15 protein-coding genes are annotated in these 17862 nt (G+C 67.9%); 7 read left to right on the top strand and 8 right to left on the bottom strand.

Features of this window, described 5'->3' with window-relative positions; genetic code table 11:
• Positions 1-421: 421 nt before the first annotated feature.
• On the bottom strand, positions 422-1711 hold the full coding sequence (gene tyrS, locus ACWCPQ_RS20220) for a tyrosine--tRNA ligase (protein ID WP_449900955.1): 1290 nt from the start codon (positions 1709-1711) through the stop codon (positions 422-424).
• Between the two features lie 344 nt (positions 1712-2055).
• Complete coding sequence (locus tag ACWCPQ_RS20215) at positions 2056-2676, bottom strand: DNA-3-methyladenine glycosylase (protein ID WP_449900952.1); 621 nt, start codon at positions 2674-2676, stop codon at positions 2056-2058.
• A gap of 167 nt (positions 2677-2843) precedes the next feature.
• Here ACWCPQ_RS20215 and ACWCPQ_RS20210 point away from each other — a divergent pair, with 167 nt between their 5' ends.
• The 3 genes from ACWCPQ_RS20210 to ACWCPQ_RS20200 all read left to right on the top strand — a co-directional run bounded on the left by ACWCPQ_RS20210 (position 2844) and on the right by ACWCPQ_RS20200 (position 5046).
• The gene (locus ACWCPQ_RS20210) at positions 2844-3575 is read left to right on the top strand and encodes an ABC transporter ATP-binding protein (RefSeq protein ID WP_449900949.1); all 732 of its coding nucleotides are present in this window, start codon (positions 2844-2846) and stop codon (positions 3573-3575) included.
• A gap of 80 nt (positions 3576-3655) precedes the next feature.
• Positions 3656-4405, top strand: a complete 750-nt coding sequence (locus ACWCPQ_RS20205; RefSeq protein WP_449900989.1) for an ABC transporter permease — start codon at positions 3656-3658, stop codon at positions 4403-4405.
• Positions 4402-5046, top strand: coding sequence for a TetR/AcrR family transcriptional regulator (locus ACWCPQ_RS20200; protein WP_449900947.1), 645 nt, complete (start codon positions 4402-4404; stop codon positions 5044-5046). The genes ACWCPQ_RS20205 and ACWCPQ_RS20200 overlap by 4 nt, the downstream gene beginning before the upstream one ends.
• A gap of 10 nt (positions 5047-5056) precedes the next feature.
• Here ACWCPQ_RS20200 and ACWCPQ_RS20195 read toward each other — a convergent pair whose 3' ends face one another.
• Genes ACWCPQ_RS20195 through ACWCPQ_RS20185 form a run of 3 tightly spaced genes read right to left on the bottom strand, consistent with a single transcriptional unit; the run spans position 5057 to position 7999 of the window.
• Positions 5057-5287 carry a Trm112 family protein gene (locus tag ACWCPQ_RS20195; protein WP_449900944.1) on the bottom strand — a complete coding sequence of 77 codons (231 nt, stop codon included), beginning with the start codon at positions 5285-5287 and terminating at the stop codon, positions 5057-5059.
• A gap of 4 nt (positions 5288-5291) precedes the next feature.
• Positions 5292-5762, bottom strand: a complete 471-nt coding sequence (locus tag ACWCPQ_RS20190; RefSeq protein ID WP_449900942.1) for a GtrA family protein — start codon at positions 5760-5762, stop codon at positions 5292-5294.
• The gene (locus ACWCPQ_RS20185) at positions 5759-7999 is read right to left on the bottom strand and encodes a hypothetical protein (RefSeq protein ID WP_449900940.1); all 2241 of its coding nucleotides are present in this window, start codon (positions 7997-7999) and stop codon (positions 5759-5761) included. Before ACWCPQ_RS20185 ends, ACWCPQ_RS20190 begins: the two co-directional genes overlap by 4 nt.
• Before the next feature lie 307 nt (positions 8000-8306).
• On the opposite strand from ACWCPQ_RS20185, the gene ACWCPQ_RS20180 reads away from it, so the two are divergent.
• Both ACWCPQ_RS20180 and rffA read left to right on the top strand, forming a co-directional pair.
• Positions 8307-9320, top strand: a complete 1014-nt coding sequence (locus tag ACWCPQ_RS20180) for a glycosyltransferase (RefSeq protein WP_449900938.1) — start codon at positions 8307-8309, stop codon at positions 9318-9320.
• Positions 9317-10453, top strand: a complete 1137-nt coding sequence (gene rffA / locus ACWCPQ_RS20175) for a dTDP-4-amino-4,6-dideoxygalactose transaminase (RefSeq protein WP_449900936.1) — start codon at positions 9317-9319, stop codon at positions 10451-10453. The genes ACWCPQ_RS20180 and rffA overlap by 4 nt, the downstream gene beginning before the upstream one ends.
• A gap of 19 nt (positions 10454-10472) precedes the next feature.
• Here rffA and ACWCPQ_RS20170 read toward each other — a convergent pair whose 3' ends face one another.
• Entirely contained in the window at positions 10473-13409 is a 2937-nt protein-coding gene (locus tag ACWCPQ_RS20170) for an AMP-binding protein (RefSeq protein WP_449900934.1), read from the bottom strand.
• 166 nt (positions 13410-13575) lie between these two features.
• On the opposite strand from ACWCPQ_RS20170, the gene idi reads away from it, so the two are divergent.
• A complete protein-coding gene (gene idi / locus ACWCPQ_RS20165; RefSeq protein WP_449900932.1) occupies positions 13576-14157 on the top strand; it encodes an isopentenyl-diphosphate Delta-isomerase in 582 nt (193 codons plus the stop codon).
• Between the two features lie 266 nt (positions 14158-14423).
• Here idi and argH read toward each other — a convergent pair whose 3' ends face one another.
• Together argH and ACWCPQ_RS20155 are read right to left on the bottom strand one after the other, a co-directional pair.
• A complete protein-coding gene (argH, locus tag ACWCPQ_RS20160; RefSeq protein ID WP_449900929.1) occupies positions 14424-15845 on the bottom strand; it encodes an argininosuccinate lyase in 1422 nt (473 codons plus the stop codon).
• A 193-nt stretch (positions 15846-16038) separates the two neighbouring features.
• On the bottom strand, positions 16039-17241 hold the full coding sequence (locus ACWCPQ_RS20155) for an argininosuccinate synthase (protein WP_449900927.1): 1203 nt from the start codon (positions 17239-17241) through the stop codon (positions 16039-16041).
• A gap of 337 nt (positions 17242-17578) precedes the next feature.
• Between ACWCPQ_RS20155 and ACWCPQ_RS20150 the strand changes: the two genes are divergently transcribed.
• The gene (locus ACWCPQ_RS20150; protein WP_449900925.1) at positions 17579-17725 is read left to right on the top strand and encodes a hypothetical protein; all 147 of its coding nucleotides are present in this window, start codon (positions 17579-17581) and stop codon (positions 17723-17725) included.
• Positions 17726-17862: the final 137 nt, after the last annotated feature.

The raw sequence follows: 17862 nt of genomic DNA, 5'->3' as shown, positions 1-17862 counted from the left end.
TCCACACGGGGGTATGAAGAACCGAAACCAAATTAAATATTTGGCACTGACATTCATCAACACACTATTGAGTTCTCAAAGAACACACGCACACATCTCAGCGACTGGAGTAATCCAGGGCTTCAATGGGGCAGGTTTTCTAGCTTAACCGGCCAGTGGCTCAGAGTCAAACTCCGCATCTTCGGCCGGTCTGCCAGGCGCTCCTCGTACTACCTCGTTGTCCCTGGTCCCTCCGGCTCGGCGTTTCCGCCTCGCTCCGGGCCCCTGGTCGGTGTCCGTGTCGCTCTGACTTGGATAAAGTTACGCGGCGGGGAACGCTACGTCAAATCGCGTGTTCGGCGGCGTGTTTGCGCAGTTCAGAGGCTTGCCGAGGGGCGATTCGGCGGACTGGATCGCAGAACTGTGACCCAGCCCACCAAGATCAATTCGCCGGAAGCCGCCGCGCACCCGCGAAATTCCGCTTCCCCCGGCGCAATACGAGCCACTGTCCGTGCAGGTAGTCGCTGGTTTCCGGGGTCCAGTCGAGGTCCTTCACGCGCTCGTTGTTGACCGACGCGCCTCCCTCGTTGACCGCTCGGCGGGCTGCTCCACGGCTCTCACAGAGGCCCGCGGCCACCAGAAGGTCGACGATCGTGTCGTTTCCCGGGACCACCTCGGCGACCTTCCCGTCCACCGCCGCTTCCCGCAGTGCTGCGGCAAGAGTGGGTTCGTCGAGATCACGGAGTTCACCGCGACCGAACAGGGCCTGACTCGCCAGCTGCACCGAGCGCGTGTTCTGTTCACCGTGCACCAGCGTGGTCATCTCCGCCGCCAGCCGACGTTGCGCTTCACGCGCGTGCGGCCGTTCGGCGGTGGCCGCTTCGAGTTCGGCGAGTTCGGCGCGATCCAGGAAGGTGAACCAGCGCAGGTACCGGACCACATCGGCATCGGCGGTATTCACGAAGTACTGGTACCAGGCGTACGGGCTGGTCAGCTCCGGGTCGAGCCAGAGACTGCCGCCGCCGGTGGATTTACCGAACTTCTTCCCGTCCGCGGAGGTCACCAACGGCACCGTCAACGCGTGCACCGCGGCACCGTCGACGCGTCGGTTCAGTTCCACCCCGGCGATGATGTTGCCCCACTGATCCGAACCACCCACCTGCAGAACACAGTCGTGCTGACGACGCAGCTGCAGGTAGTCGTTGGCCTGCAACAGCATGTAGCTGAACTCGGTGTAGGAGATGCCTTCCCCGTCCAGGCGGCGTTTGACCGTGTCACGGGCGAGCATCACGTTGACCGAGAAGTGCTTGCCGATATCGCGCAGGAAATCGATCGCGCTGAGTGAGCCGGTCCAGTCCATGTTGTTCACGATGAGCGCGCCGGTCGGTGAATCGCCCAGGTCGACGAACCGCTCGAGCTGCGAACGGATCCGGCCGGCCCAATCCGCGACGGTATCGGCGGAGTTCATCGTGCGCTCACCGACATCGCGTGGATCGCCGATCAAACCGGTGGCGCCACCGGCGAGCACGATCGGACGGTGCCCCGCACGCTGGAAGCGTTTCAGCGCCAGCAGGGGCACCAGATGACCGGCATGCAGGCTCGCCGCGGTGGGATCGAAGCCGGCATAGAGATTGCGCGGGCCCGAACCCAGCGCCTCCCGGAGCGCGTCGAGGTCGGTGGACTGCGCGATCAGACCGCGCCAGGTCAGTTCGTCGATGATGTCGCTGCTCACGGCTCCATCTTCGCGTACGTCCGCAACTACATAACGGCCGGTACGGCCATCGCCGCCCACTCCGTGAGACCGGCGCAACCCGCTTTCGCGAATAAGGTACCCGGCGGTTCCGGGCCGGACCCGCGCCTCCGTCGCGGCGCCCGGACCGTGTCGTAGGCGCTGACGAATAAAGGAATCCCCCTTGGCACCGCATACGGCGTCGCCACCGCAGCGGAGCCGGAAACACGACCACCGCCGGGACGAGCCGGGCGGGCAACTGCCGGTGACAGCGAGAGTGGCCGGCATCGGTGCCGGCCCGCACTACGGCCGGCGGGTCGCACCGGCCGACCGGGCGGATCCCCCGGTCAGGCGGATCTGTCGATACGCGGCGCGCGGGGGCTGCGCCGATAGACGGAAACCGCCGGGGAGGCGGCCAGCCAGACTCGCCAGGGGCGATCAGCCTCGGCGCTCACCCCGACGCGCGGCCCGGCGGCGATCTGCGACGCGTCCACCGGGCCGCCCAGTTCCAGCCGGATCGGAGAGTCGGGAGCGAAGACATCCGTGCCGTAGTCGCTCAGCCCGATATCGAGCGCACTTCCCAGGTTGCCGGGACCTTTGGCCAACCCGGCATCCGTACGCGCACCGGGCCGGCGGCTGCGGGCGGTATCGATACCGGCCACGATCTCGGCCGCCCGCAGCAGCACACCTCCGGCCACACCGTCGGGCCCGCTGATGATGTTGACGCAGGTGTGCATGCCGTAGCTGAAATAGCAGTAGAGCCGACCCGGCGGACCGAACATCACCGCGTTGCGCGCGGTGCGGCCGCGCGCCGAATGCGCGGCCGGGTCGTGCCAGGGCCCGGCGGGATCGCCTCCGTATGCCTCGACCTCGACGATGCGGGCACCCACCGGGCCCGCCCACAGTGTCGCGCCGAGCAGGCGCCGGGCGGCGGTCAGCGGATCGACAGCCAGTTCCTCAGCACTCACGCCTGGATTGTCGCAGCCGATGCCGACACCGCGAGCGCGCGGTGCGGACCGGCGGACCGCGAAAGCGGGGTGGACGGATCGATCCACTTCCGGTCTTGCGGTGACCGCGGTTCGTGCGAATAATTCATCATGTAGTGAATTCAACACCCGATGAATAGAGGCGAATCATGTCCGAAACCGGCACCGAGGCCGCGGTGGAGGTGCGCAACCTCACCGTGCACCGCGGCAAACGCGAAGTGCTGCACGATATTTCGCTGAGCATCCCGCGCGGATCGATCACCGGGCTGCTCGGCCCCTCCGGCTGCGGGAAGACCACTCTCATGCGGAGCATCGTGGGCACCCAGCTGGTGTCCACCGGCGAGATCACCGCGCTGGGACTTCCGGCAGGCAGCGCGGCCCTGCGGCGGCGGATCGGCTATGTGACCCAGGCGCCGAGCATCTACGCCGATATCAGCGTTCGTGACAATGTCGCCTATTTCGCGGCGCTCTACGGCGGGGGCCGGGACGCGGTCGAATCCGCACTGAGCGCCGTGGGCCTCCTCGACCAGCAGTCGCAGCGCAACGACGAACTGTCCGGTGGACAGCAGACCCGGGCTTCCCTCGCCTGCGCGCTGGTGGCCGGGCCCGAACTGCTCGTTCTCGACGAACCGACCGTCGGGTTGGACCCCGTCCTACGAGTAGAGCTGTGGAAACAGTTCCACGAACTGGCTGCCGGCGGCACCACTCTGCTGGTGTCGAGCCATGTGATGGACGAGGCCGAACACTGCGACCGGCTGCTGCTCATGCGCGACGGCGATCTGCTGGCTCAGCTGAGCCCCGACGAACTCCGCGAACGCACCGGTGAACAAAACCTCGAACAGGCATTTCTCGCCCTCATCACCTTGGGAGCCCCGGCATGAGCGACCAGCACACGGAAACCGCCGCCACCTCCGGTATCCGCCGGAACGGACCCAGTTGGCCGGGCGGGCCCCGGCCCGGAATGGCCTACCTGGCGACCACTACGCGGATTCTGCGGCAACTACGCAACGATCACCGGACCGTCGCGATGATCCTGGTGGTCCCGGCACTGCTGATGATCCTGCTGTACTTCATCTATCAGGACGCACCGGCCGCTCCCGGACAATCGACCACGCTGTTCGACCGGGTCGGGATCAGCATGCTGGGCATTCTGCCGTTCATCGTGATGTTCCTGATCACCGCGATCGCCATGCAGCGGGAACGCACGTCGGGAACGCTGGAACGGCTGCTCACCACCCCACTGAGCAAACTCGATCTGCTCGGCGGATACGGCAGCGCGTTCTCACTCGCGGCGGCCGCCCAAGCGGCGGTGGCCTGCCTGGTGTCGTTCGGATTACTGGGCCTGGCGGCAGCCGGAAACCCCGGATGGGTGGTGCTGATCGCCATGGTCGACGCGATATTGGGGGTCGCACTGGGGCTGCTGTGCAGTGCGTTCGCCCGTACCGAGTTCCAGGCCGTCCAGTTCATGCCGCTGGTGGCGGCGCCGCAGATCTTCCTGTGCGGCCTGCTGGTACCCCGCTCTCAGCTGCCCGGCTGGCTGGAAGTGATCAGCAACGTCATGCCGTTGAGCTACGCGGTCGACGCGCTGCACGAGGTCTCGGTACATACCGACCCCACCGGGCTGATGTGGCGCGATCTGGCGATCGTCGCCGGGTTCGCCGTGGTGGCCCTGTGCCTGGCCGCGGCGACACTACGCCGCCGGACCGCATGAGCGCGGCGGAACCGGCGGGCGCACGCCCGGGCCGGTCGGGCCGCCGCCCCGGGCAGTCGGGCACCCGGGCGGCGATTCTCGCCGCGGCCCGGGAGCGGTTCGCGAAGGTGGGATTCGACAAGACCTCGATCCGGGCGGTCGCGGCCGACGCCGAGGTCGATCCGGCGCTGGTGCACCACTACTTCGGCACCAAACAGCAGTTGTTCGCGGCGGTGGTGGAGCTACCGATCGATCCGGAGGTGGTGCTACGTCAGGTGGACACGGTACCGCTGGAACGGCTCGGCGAAACCATTGTCGCCGCGGTGGTGGGCCTGTGGGATTCTCCGGCGGGTACCGGCGCCGTCGCGCTGGTGCGCAGTATGGTCGCAAACGGAGATACGTCTCTGGCCAGGGATTTCCTGCTATCGGTGGTCCTGGAGCGGGTGCGGCGGCGGATCGCCACCGATACCGACGACGGCAGGCTCCGGGTGGCCTTGGCCGCCTCTCAGATGGCAGGCCTGGTGATCTCGCGCAAGATCCTGGATCTGCGGCCGGTGAGCGGTTTGCCGCTGCCACAGATCGTGGCGGCTGTCGGGCCGACGGTGCAGCGGTATCTCACCGGGGATCTGGGTCAGGACTCACCCGCAACCGGGGAGCCCTGACCCGGCGGTGTCATTCGCCGAACTGGCGCGCGAAATCGGCGTGTTCGGCATCGTCGACGCTGCGCGCCTCATCGGCGAGCAGCACCGGGATACCGCTGTCGATGGGATAGGCCAGCCGCAGCCGCGGGTTGTACAGCAGATCCGCGCCGTCGGCGGCGCGCACCAGATGCAACTGGCCTTTGTCCTGCGGGCACGCCAGCAGACTCAGCAGGGTGGGGTCCAGAATGGTTTCCTCCGACATGGCTTCAACCTACCGGTCGGCGGAACGAGATATACCGGTGGCCGAAATAGCTGCCGACCGCGACGGCGCCCATCACGGCGACCGCGGCGGGAGCTCGCGGGAATCCCAGCACTGTGACGGCGAGTTCGAGCAGTAACGCATTGGCGACGAGACCGCCGCTGTTGACAGCCAGGAAGCCCGCCAGATCCCGGAGAATCCGGCCGCGGACCCGGAACACCAGCCTGCGATGCAGCACGAACGCGATCCCGACCCCGGTGGCGTACGCGGCCGCCACGGCCACCGACGGCGGAATCGCTGCCCCGAGCAGCCACAGCCAGCCGACGGTCAGCCCGATTCCCATCGCCGTATTGACCGCGCCCACGACGGCGAAGGCGAGTTCCTGCCGGCGGACCAGCCGCAGCAGCGGGCCGGGGTCGGCGGGTTCCGCCGGTACAGATGCACAGGTATCGGCCGGTTGTCCGGTGGAACCGGTCATATGCGCACGACCACCAGATCAGGTTCGTCGGCGACCGGTTCGGTGGGTGGCGGCACCGGCGGCTCCGCTCGGCGCCGGCGGCCGCGCCGGTATTCGAACTCCAGGATCGCCAGCCCGGCCAGCCCGGCCGCCGCGAGCGCGGCGCCTATCTTCCAGCCCGGCGGCCGCCAGGTGAGTTCGAGGTCGCCCGCGCGGGTACCGGGCGGAATGTCGACGGTCACGAAACTGTCGGCGACAACATCGATCGGGATCGGCCGGCCGTCGAGGTGGGCCCGGTACCCGGGCCAGCCCAGTCTGGCGAAGACCACCCGGCCGCCGCTGGGTGAATCGACGCGGGCCCGGCTGGTCGTATCGGATTCGGCGGTCGCACCGACGGTGACACCGTCGGTGTGGGAGATCCGGCCGGTGCGGCCCGATACCGGCCCGGACTCGCGTTCGAGCACTGCGATGTACCGGTCGTGTCCCGGGTAGTCGACCCATTTCCAGCCCGGCGGCGCGGGCTGCTCGCGAGCGTCGGGGAACAGGGCGCGTTGCAGCACGACCCGGTCGACCAGCATCAGGTCCACCAGCGGGCGCCCGGTCTCGGGTTCGGGCGCGAACGCCCGCCGGTAGGCGTCGGGGCAGACGCTGACATCCCAGCGCATACACAGCAGATGACCGAAGTAGAAATGACCGTTCGGTGTGTAGCCGCCCACATAGTCCAGCTCCAGGTTCTTGGCATAGTTGCCGAAGGCCAGCGATCCGTAGGCGCCGTCGAGGGTGCGCTCGGCGGGGGCGATCAGTGCGCGGTCGCCCAGTTGCAGCGTGGTCCCGGGGAAATCGGGAAAGGCAGCTTTCATCTCCGACCGTTTCGCCGGCAGATTCCAGCTCATCGGTGTGGGTTGCGCCGCGTGCACCTGCAGGTAGGCGATCGGCGCCACCGCGGCGAGGGTCAGCAGACAGGCCGCGGCACGACCGCGTGTCCGGCCCAGCCATACGACCACCGCGCCCAGCGCGCCGACCCCGGCGGCCGCTATGAGATGAGCGGCCACCGCCTCCGGCGCGGCCGCGGCGGAGCGCGCGAGCAGTAACGACACCAGTAGCCCGGCCGCGATCCCGCGGCGCGGGATCCCGGTGACGGTGCCGAATCGGCCGAGCAGCACACATACCAGCACCAGCAGCGCCAGTGCGACCATCGGCAGTACCCGGGCCGGCCAGCGCAGCGGTCCCATGGTGCCGGGGCCGGCGGTCCACAGCAGGGTCAGCACCGCGAACAGCGCCGGACCGCTCAGCTCCCGGGCCGCGGACGCGGCGCGGGACCAGTCGACGAATGCCAGCGCCGGGATCAGGAACCAGGCGATATAGACCATCGGCAGCGGCTGCACATACCCCCACCAGGAGGTGAAGGCCGGCAGGGTGCTGGGCAGGCTCGCGTTCAGCGATTCCGACCACGGTACGGCCAGGAACTGATCGTTGCGGATCTCCGACGCGCCGCGCCAGGTGACATCCGCGGTGAACAGGCTCGGCAGATACGTCGCCAGCCCCGCCAGCGCGGCGCATCCGGCGACCACGGCGAGCCGGAACACCGGACCCCATTGCCGCCGGTAGACGAATTCACCCACCAGCACCGTGGCGAACAGGACACCGGCTTCGACGGCGGGAAAGACGTATTGCACCGAGATCGTCAGATACAGGAAGACGAACACCGGAACAGGACCGCCGCGACCGCGGGCGAAGCGCACACCGGACGCCCAGGCGTGGACCAGCCAGGCCGTCCCGGTGAAGGCGGTCATCCAGCTGGCCGCGTCGAAGAAGAGCAGGAAACCGCTGCACGGAACGGCCACACCGGCCACCGCCGACCAGGCCGGGTGCGCGCCGTAGGCCAGGCAGACCCGGTAGACGCCGAGTCCGAGAACAATCCCGACCAGCAATTTCACCACTGTCGCATAGAGCGCGAGATCATCCACCGATACCGCGAGCAGATCGATCAGCAGCTGCGGCGGATTGAGCAGCCCGGCCTCTTCGATCGCGTAATTACCGGCCAGCCAATGCTCCGGAACCAGAACCGGAAACCGTCCTTCCCGCAGGGCCCGGCCGCTCATCACCCACAGCGGCGCGTACTGGGCTTCGGTGTCGTCGGTGTAGAAGTGCCGGGAGTTCGCCAGCAGGACAGCGAGATAGGCGACGAGCACCCCCGCCGCACATATCAGACCCCACCGCAACACTTCCCGCCGATTCTCGGCTCGACCATGCGCCACGGGTCCCAGACCCTACCTCCCGCATCGGGTTCCGCGGTCGTAACGACGCGCATCCGAATCTGCCCGCGCCACGCCGGGTGCGCCTGCTAGAGTTCGCATTCCTCGGGCTCACCAGCGTCATCGAGACCCGGCACGCGTTATCCACCGTCGAAAGTCGATCTCGCCAATGCCGTTTTCGCCCAGGTTCGCTCCCACCCCGGTCACCGGCCGACCCCCGGCCGGCCCGCTCTTCCCAGCGGGCACTGCGGCCGTCCCGTGGCCGGAGCCGACGATCCCACGCACCGATGCGGAATCCGATTCGCCCGAAGTGTGCGGTATTTCGGTCGTCGTCCCGGTCTATCGCGGTGAACAGACCGTCACCGCACTGGTACGCGAACTGCACACCCTGACCACGCCCGCGACGACACCGGGCGGAATCCGGTTCCGTATCGCGGAGATCGTACTGGTCCACGATCACGGGCCGGACCGGTCGGATATGGTGCTGCAACGGCTGGCCCGCGAATACACGCAGGTCCGGGTGATCTGGCTGAGCCGCAATTACGGCCAGGATGCCGCCACCATCGCCGGGCTCGCGGCCGCCCGGGGCCGCTGGATCGTCACCATGGACGAGGACGGGCAGCACGATCCGGGTTGTATCGCCGCGTTCCTGGATGCCGCCTATCGCGAACGGGCCGATCTGGTGTACTCGCGGCCCACCAACACCCGGCCGCACGGTCCCCTGCGCAACCTCACCTCCCGCGGCGCCAAAATGGTGCTGGCGACGCTGTTCGCTTTTCCGGCCTCGACCCGGTTCGAGAGCTTCCGGCTGATCCGCGGCGATATCGGGCGCCGCCTGGCCGAGGTCGCCGGAAACGGCGCCTATCTCGATGTCGCGCTGACCTGGGTCGTCGGCCGGACGACCACCGTTCCGGTGCTGCTGCGCGCCGAGGGACGGGACGAATCCGGTTACAACTACCGGCGACTGTTCTCCCTGTTCTGGAAGATGGTGCTGTGCACCGGGACCCGGGGACTTCGGGTGGTGAGCCTGCTGGGGGTCACACTCGCACTGGCCGGTGCGCTCCTGGCCGCAGCGATCATCTACACGGCGGTGACCGGGGACGGCGGGGAGCCGGAGGGCTGGGCCTCGATCATCGTGGTACTGCTGCTCTGTTCGGGCGCGGTGCTGTTCTCGCTCGGGCTCATAGCCGAATATCTCGGGGTGGTTCTGCACATCCTGGTCGGCAAACCGCTGTATCTGACGGTGGAATCGCCGACGCCCCGGCCGCCGGGGGCAGCGTGCGACACCGAAGTACGGCAGCCCGCCGAAGTGGCGGCCGGGTGAGCGGCCGGATCATCTTCAGCCGGCCCTACCGGTCGGCGGCCGAACTGGCCAATGTCGCCGCGGTACTCGACTCCGACCACTGTCACGGTGACGGCCGGTTCACCGCCGCCGCGACCGCGAAACTCCGCGAGATCACCGGCGCGCGCCACGCATTGCTGACCACCTCGTGCACACATGCCCTGGAACTGGCCGCACTGCTGCTGGAACTGGGACCGGGCGACGAGGTGATCGTACCGAGTTTCGCATTCACTTCCGCCGCCACCGCCTTCGCGGTGCACGGCGCGACCTGCGTATTCGTCGATATCGACAGTGCCACCGGCAATATCGACCCGCAGGCCGCCGCGGCGGCGGTCACCGACCACACCAAAGCGATCGTCGTCATGCACTACGGCGGGGTGGCGGCCGATATGGCCGCGCTGCGGCAGCTCACCGACCGGCACGGTCTCGCACTCATCGAGGACAACGCCCACGGCCTGGGCGGAACCTGGCGGGGGCAGGCCCTCGGAACCCTGGGCACCCTGGGCACGCAGAGTTTCCACGACACCAAGAACGTGCACTGCGGTGAAGGGGGCGCGCTGCTGCTCTCCGACGACATCCTGATGGGCCGGGCGGAGATCATGCGGGAGAAGGGCACCGACCGCGCCCGGTTCCTACGCGGTCAGGTGGACAAATACTCCTGGCAGGATATCGGGTCCAGTTATCTGCCCAGTGAGTTCAATGCCGCCGTACTCGACGCCCAGCTCGCCGAATTCCACACCATCCAGCGGGCCCGGCACCGGGTATGGCATACCTACGCGGCCGGACTCGGCTCATGGGCGGCCGACCACGGGGTGGCACCGATGACGGTTCCGCCGGACCGCCTGCACACCGCGCACCTGTTCTACCTGCAAATGCCCACCGAGGAAGCGCGCGACGGATTGATCCGGCATCTCGCCGACCACGAAATCGTGGCGCCGTTCCATTACGTACCACTCGATTCCAGCGCCGCGGGACTCAAATACGGCCGGACACCGTCCCCGTGCATCCGCAGCGCCCGGTTCGCGGCGACCGTCGTCCGGCTGCCGCTGTGGCCCATGCTCACTCGCGACCAGCTCGACCGGGTATTGGACGCCGTCACCGCCTACCGGTGCTGAACCCGGGCGCGGGGACCGGTCACAACCAGACCGCATCGGTATCGGTGAGAGCGGCGTAACTCTCCGATTCGGGCTCGTACCACCAGGTCCGCGGGCCGGGTTGCGGACCGCCCGCCGCCGCGACGGCATGCGCCGAGGGCCGGAACGAGGGGCTACGCGGAATATCGTCGACGATATAGACGAGATCCGGGCGCTGATCCGGCGCCAGGGAACGCAGGGCATCGGTGATGTCGGCGGGTTCGAGCCGGAATCCGGGCCGCACACTCACCGCCGCGACGGCGAGCACCCGGTCACGGGCCGGTAGCGCATAGGCCACCTCCATATCGACGGCGGCGATATCGTTGAGCACATCGACGATCGGCTGAGTGAACACCGGTCCGCGGCGCGTCCGGATCACCGTGTCGATGCGGTCGATCAGCCAGTAGTCACCGTCGCTGTCCCGCCGGAAGAGGTTCTCGGTGGGCAGCCAGGAATCCTCCGGTTCGAATACTCCGCGCAATCCACCCAGTGACAGGTCCACTGTCGCCCCGGCCGAGCCGATCAACAGTCCGACCTCATTGTCCGCGCACCGCCGGGCATAGCCGTTGTCGTCCACCTGGACCTGCCCGGACATCGGATCGTAGGCGACCAGTTCCACCCGCGCGGTCCCCGGCACCGGACGGCCCTTACAACCGAACTTCACCCCCGGCACATTCGCCAGCACCACATCCCCCTCGATGGAGGCGTAGAACTCGAGAACCCTTGCCGGAGCGAACTGTTCGATGGTGCGCCGCCACAGACCGGCGGGCATACCGGAACCGATGAACAGGCGCACCGGATGCGCGTGCCCCTCGGGGAAGACCTCGGCGTCGAGAATATCGCGCAGCATCGTCCACGTGTAGGTCACAACGGTGACCCCGTACCGGTGCACTTCTTCGGCGAATCGGGCGGGATCAAGGGACCGGGCCAGCGCGATCCGGCTCCCGCCGGCGATCGCGCCGCCCAGGCTCACCAGCAGTCCGGACGAATGATGCAGCGGCGCCAGGCAGTACACCGTGTCCTTGTTGTCCAGATCGGCCGCCGAGGCGGTGCCGAACGCCGACAGCGCCCACCGGTGGTTGGTGATGTATTTGATGTCGAGCCGGTCGCCGACACCGGCGACCAGGATGAAGGCCAGCTCCCGCGCCCGGCCGGGGTTCGGGCGGTACCAGCCCGGTACCCGGACCCGCTCGGGATCGACCTTCTCGAGGTCGACGACGTCGGTGCCGGCGGGCACCGCCAGGCCACGAGTGTCGCCACCGCCCAGCACGAACACCCGGGCACCCGTGGCGACGGCATGGCGGACGTTCTCCGGGTCCGAGACCAGGATCGTCGTCCCGGTCTGCTCCAGTGCGGTGGTCAGATCGCTTTCCGGCGCCATGAGCACCGCGACGGCGCCGATCCGGGACAGGGCCGCCAAGGTCACCAGTGCACTGGGCCGGGTCTCCATCACCACACCGACCCGGGTCGCCGGGCGGATCCCGGCCGAGATCAGCCCCCGCACCACATTGTCGATCCGGATATCGACGGCGGCATTGCTGTGCACCCGGTCGTCGAAGAGGAAGCATTCCCCGCGCGGGGAGCGGCGGGCCTGCTCGGCCATCAACCGGCCGATGGAGATCCGGGTACTCGCCTCGATCGTGCCGAGCCGGGTCAGCCGCGGCAGCGTGCGCGCGGCGCCTTCCACCACACCGACCGAACCGCGCACCGTGTTCGCGGCCAGATGTTCCAGGGTCCGGCCCACCTCGGCGCCCGCTTCGGCCAAGGCAGCCGCGGTGTGCACCGCGCGCAGCAGCGCGGTACGCGGCGCCGCCTCCGACACATGTTCGGACATCGGGGCGATCTCCTCGGGCAGCGGGTTGCTGCCGTCGATCCAGCCCACCCAGTCGCGCACCTGCGGCCAGGTGCACCTGGTGGCCACCGAGCCGGCCACGAGACCGAAATGACCGGATACCAGCTTGGACTCGTACACCTCGGCACGCGGTGCGGCCCGGACGATCCCGCGTACGGCGGCAGGCTGGCCGATCTCGTCGACCTCGCCGAGGAAGGCCAGGATCGGGCATTTCAGATCGGCCAGCGAGATCGGCTGATCACGGATGACGAAACCGCCGAGCATCATCCGGTTGTGGACGACGAACTGTTTGAGCAGATCGGCCGCGGCCGGGCCGGCGTAACCGATCCAGCCCTCGTTGGTGAGGAAACGGCGCTGCCGTTCCTTGGGCAGCAATGCCTCCCGATCGTGGAGCTGGCGCAGGAAATCGATTCGCGCCTTGGTGGTCTTCACCGGGTCGAGCAACTGGAATCCGATCCGAACCATCCGGTCGGTGATGGGTAGCCGCGGTATCACGTGATCGGCGGCGAAATCCACCAGATCCGACACCGCGTCGTGCGGCAACCCCAGCGGCATCCCGGCGATGATATCGACCGGGCTGCCGAAGGTGACGATGCTCGCGATCCCCTTACCGGCCCGGAACGCCGCGGTCTGGTAGGCGAACATCCCACCCTGCGAATACCCCATCAGGTGCACGTTCCGGCCGGTTGCCGCATTGACCGTGTCGATCGCGTTGTTCACCGCGAGAACGTGGTCGGCGAGGTCGCGTTTCCAGCCGCCCTCCTCCACCGACGGGGAACCGAAGTCGATCACCCAGCAGTCGATACCGCCACGATGCAGGATCCCGACCGCGCCGTCGTCGCCGTTGACATCCCAGATATCGGCGTTGACCATCAGTGGCGGGACGAACAGCGCGACCGGGCCACCGGTGGGAGCGCCGGGGAAGTAGTGGCGCAGCCGATACATGGGGCGCCGCTCGGCGATCTCGAAGGGCGAGGATTCGGTGTCCCGGCCCAGACCCCCGAAGCGGATCACTTCCAGACCGTTCTGCGCTGTCGACATCACCCGCCGTGCCGACCCCGCCAGACCTCGCACACTCAACTTCACGTTCCGCTCCCAGCCCTACCTGTGGCGTGGCATACCTCACAAACCCTGCGGTATGCACCAAAGCCTGCCATATCGCACCCGGCACCTGTCGGTTCCGTTGTGACATCTACATCATGTACCCGTCACCTCGACGGAACCCCGCACCCGCGCCGATAGGGTGAGGATCGTGACCGATCCGACCCTCCCACCTGCCCGATCCACGGCGGCCGTCGACCGGGAGACACTGCCCGTCGAACTCGTGGACTCCACCGGCAATACGGTGGGCTCGTGCCCGGTCGCCGAAGCCCACCGCGCTCCCGGGCGACCGCACCGCGCATTCTCGGTACTGATCTTCGATCCCGCGGGCCGGACGCTGCTGCAGCAGCGCGCGACCGGTAAGACACGGTTCCCGGCACGCTGGTCCAATACCTGCTGCGGCCATCCGGCACCGGGCGTCCCGGTCGCCGACGCGGCCGGTATCCGGCTGTTCGAGGAGATGGGACTGCGCGTGCCGCTGACGGAGGTCGGCGTGTACAACTATCGGGCAGATGACCCGCGTACCGGATTCGTCGAAGACGAGTGGGATCACGTATTGGTCGGACTGGTCGACGGGTTGCGGCCGGATCCGGATCCGGCCGAGGTCGCCGGCTACCGCTGGATCCGCCCGGACGAACTGCGCGTCCGGCTCCGGGCGGACCCGGACAGTTTCAGCCCGTGGCTCGCCGGAGTGCTGGAGATCGCCGCCGCCGCGCCACCGATTCGCGCCTGAGCCTCTTCCCGGGCGATATCCGGGCGCGGGCCGGGATCCACTGCGATCGATTCCGCCGGGCCGGGCGCCTCCTTGTCTGCGCCGCATTCCGCTCCTGTGCGATTCAATAGTTCAATGCGCATATCAACGTATGGTGATTGCGTTTGCCATCGTTCCGGCCCGGCACCACGAAACTGCCCGGGTGCCAGCACCGGACCCGAAGGCCCAGCGGCCGAACCGACCGGCGATATCGCCGGCTCGGCCCTCCGCTGGGCCGGCGTCGAACCTCAGCCGAGCCAGGCGCGGATATCGTCGGCCGCCGCGCGGATCTCGCCGAGTTGCTCGGCCACCCGCTCCCCCGCGGTTCCGCCCCGAGCATTGCGCGACGCGACCGAACCGGCCACCGTGAGCACCTCGCGCACCTGTGGGGTGAGCGCCGGATCGATCGCCGCGAATTCCGCATCGGTGAGTTCGTCCAACCCGACACCCCGGGTCTCGGCCGCGCGCACGCAGGCACCGGCCGCCTCGTGCGCGACCCGGAACGGTACGCCGTGCCGGACCATCCACTCGGCGATATCGGTCGCCAGAGTGAAACCCGCGGGCGCGAGTTCGGCCATCCGGCCGGTATGGAAGGTGAGGGTGGAGACCAGCCCGGCGATGGCGGGCAGCAACAGTTCCAGCTGAGCGACAGAGTCGAACAGCGGTTCCTTGTCCTCCTGCAGATCCCGGTTGTATGCCAGCGGCTGGGCCTTCAGGGTCGCCAGCAACCCGGTGAGGTTGCCGATCAGCCGGCCTGCCTTACCGCGGGTGAGTTCGGAGACATCGGGGTTCTTCTTCTGCGGCATGATCGACGAACCGGTCGACCACGCGTCGGCCAGGGTGAGGTAGCCGAATTCCGGCGTACTCCAGAGAATGACCTCCTCGGCCATCCGGCTGAGGTCCACGCCGATCATCGCCAGCACGAATGCGGCCTCGGCCGCGAAATCACGTGCGGAGGTGGCGTCGATGGAATTGGCGGCGGCGGCCGTGAAATCCAGTTCGGCCGCGATGGCCTCCGGGTCCAGGCCCAGCGAGGAACCGGCCAGCGCCCCGGACCCGTACGGCGAGACGGCGGCCCGTTTGTCGAAATCGCGCAACCGGTCGATATCACGCAACAGTGGGTGCGCGTGCGCGAGCAGATGGTGGGCCAGTAGCACCGGCTGGGCGGCCTGCAGATGGGTTTTACCCGGCATCACCGCGTCCGGATGCGCCGCGGCCTGAGCGGTGAGCGCGTCCACGACCGCCACCAGGCCGGCCGCGATACGCCGCACCGCATCGCGCAACCACATCCGGAACAGGGTGGCGACCTGGTCGTTGCGCGAACGTCCGGCCCGCAGCCGGCCACCGAGTTCCGGGCCGACCCGGTCGATGAGGCCGCGTTCGAGCGCGCCGTGCACATCCTCGTCGGATTCCGCGGGGGCGAACGCCCCGGATCCGACATCGGCCGCGAGGCGGTCCAAGCCGGCGAGCATACCGGCGAGATCGGTCTCCGACAGCAACCCGGCCTTGTTCAGCACCCGGGCGTGCGCCTTGGAGGCGCGGATATCGTACGGCGCCAGCACCCAGTCGAACTGGGTCGATTTGCTCAGCGCCGCCATTGCCTCGGCGGGGCCGGAGGCGAACCGGCCACCCCACAACGCGCCCTCGTTGGTGCCCACTACCTCTCCCACGTCTCGATTGACAGTTCGTCTCGACGGCCCACGGTATTCGCCGGGGAGCACCACAACGCACCCACCCGGCCGCGTCCCCGGCTCTGTCGGTGGGCCGGGCGGATCGGCGCCGCCGGATCCGTACACGTTCGCCCGGTCACGCGACCGGGCGAACGACGCACCGCGAGTCCGGGCCGTGGCCCGGACCCCGGGTTCACTTCTGGTTCAGATCCCGCTTCGCGGCGACCTTGGAGGACAGGCCGTGGATCTGCACGAAGCCCTTGGCCAGCGACTGGTCGAAGCTGTCGCCCTCGTCGTAGGTGGCCAGGTTGAAATCGTAGAGCGACTGTTCGCTGCGGCGACCGTTGACCACGACGTTGCCGGCGTGCAGCACCATGCGGATATCACCGGACACATGCTGCTGGGTCTCCGCGACGAAGGCGTCCAGCGCCCGCTTCAGCGGCGAGAACCACAGGCCGTCGTAGGCCAGCTCGCCCCAGCGCTGTTCGACCTGCCGCTTGTAGCGGCCGAGCTCCCGCTCCAGGGTGACGCTCTCCAGCGCGCGATGCGCGGTGATCAGCGCGATGGCGCCGGGGGCCTCGTAGATCTCGCGGCTCTTGATCCCGACCAGCCGGTCTTCGACCATATCGAGCCGGCCCACGCCCTGCCGGCCCGCGCGGCTGTTCAGTTCGACGATCGCCTCCAGCACACTGACCGGGCGGCCGTCGATGGCGACCGGGACACCACGGTCGAAGCTGACGATCAGTTCGTCGGGCGCCTCGAAGTTGACGGTCGGGTCGGTGGTGTAGTCGTAGACGTCCTTGGTGGGCGCGTTCCAGAGATCCTCGAGGAAGCCGGTCTCGACCGCGCGGCCCCAGACGTTCTGATCGATGGAGAAGGGGGACTTCTTGGTGACGTTGATCGGGAGCTTGTTCTCCTCGGCGAAGGCGATGGCCTTCTCCCGGGTCCAGGCGTAGTCGCGGACCGGGGCGATCACGTTCAGGTCCGGGGCCAGTGCGCCGATGCCGACCTCGAAGCGGACCTGGTCGTTGCCCTTACCGGTGCAACCGTGCGCGACCGTGTCGGCGCCGTGGAACTTGGCGGCCTCCACCAGATGTTTGACGATCAGCGGCCGGCTGATGGCCGAGACCAGCGGATACTCGCTCTGGTAGAGCGCGTTCGCCTGAATGGTGGGCAGGCAGTATTCGTCGGCGAATTCGTCGCGGGCGTCCACCACGACCGCTTCGACGGCACCGCAATCGAGAGCGCGCTGGCGCACCACGTTCATATCCTCGCCACCCTGCCCCAGGTCGATGGCCACGGCCACGACCTCGGCGCCGGTCTCCTTGCCGATCCAGCTGATGGCCACGGAGGTGTCCAGCCCACCGGAGTAGGCGAGTACGACGCGATCGGACATGTTCTGGTGCTCCTCGGATGATATTCGAAGGTACTGACGGTATTCGGAAGTTCTGATGCTCTTCGTCGGCGCGGGCGCTGTTCTGCGTTGCGCGTACGCGGCCGGCGCCTCCTCCAGCAGTATGCTGGCCCGTTGCCGGATCGGCGCGCGCCGCCGCTACAAATGATTATGCACGATGATGCAATCTCATTCATAATCGGGGTGGGGACGCCTGCCACCTGGCCCGATGCCGGTCCGCGAAAATGTTGCGATCGCCTACCGAACCTTTCCGGAGCCCATTCGATATGAGACGCTGATCACACCGATCGGTCCGCTACGGGCAAAGGAGGACGGAACCGTGCAGATGTTGCAGCAGTGGGCGCAGGACAATTACGAGACGATCGGTTTCATTGTCGTCAACCTCGGTAACGCCGCCCTGACCATCGGTAAATGGGGTATCGAGATGACGACCCCGTTCCTGCAGGACCTGGTGAACAACCACTGATACGCGGCGACGGGAACGATCACCGGCCCCGCCCCGAACCGACAGCCATCTGAGCGCAGCTCGATTTCGTGTGCCACACGGGCCTACGGGCCGAACCCGACGCGCTGTGAGGTCATTTTCCACCGGCCGCCCTCATC

The organism is Nocardia sp. NPDC001965, assembly GCF_053594175.1.
Note: the sequence above shows the minus strand (reverse complement) of the source record. Positions and strands in the feature narration are given on the sequence as shown.

Bases quoted from the DNA above. Each gene is read 5' to 3' on its own strand.
- ACWCPQ_RS20210 (WP_449900949.1), top strand. From the start codon at position 2,844: ATGTCCGAAACCGGCACCGAGGCCGCGGTGGAGGTGCGCAACCTCACC.
- ACWCPQ_RS20205 (WP_449900989.1), top strand. From the start codon at position 3,656: ATGGCCTACCTGGCGACCACTACGCGGATTCTGCGGCAACTACGCAAC.
- ACWCPQ_RS20200 (WP_449900947.1), top strand. From the start codon at position 4,402: ATGAGCGCGGCGGAACCGGCGGGCGCACGCCCGGGCCGGTCGGGCCGC.
- ACWCPQ_RS20195 (WP_449900944.1), bottom strand. From the start codon at position 5,287: ATGTCGGAGGAAACCATTCTGGACCCCACCCTGCTGAGTCTGCTGGCG.
- ACWCPQ_RS20190 (WP_449900942.1), bottom strand. From the start codon at position 5,762: ATGACCGGTTCCACCGGACAACCGGCCGATACCTGTGCATCTGTACCG.
- ACWCPQ_RS20155 (WP_449900927.1), bottom strand. From the start codon at position 17,241: ATGTCCGATCGCGTCGTACTCGCCTACTCCGGTGGGCTGGACACCTCC.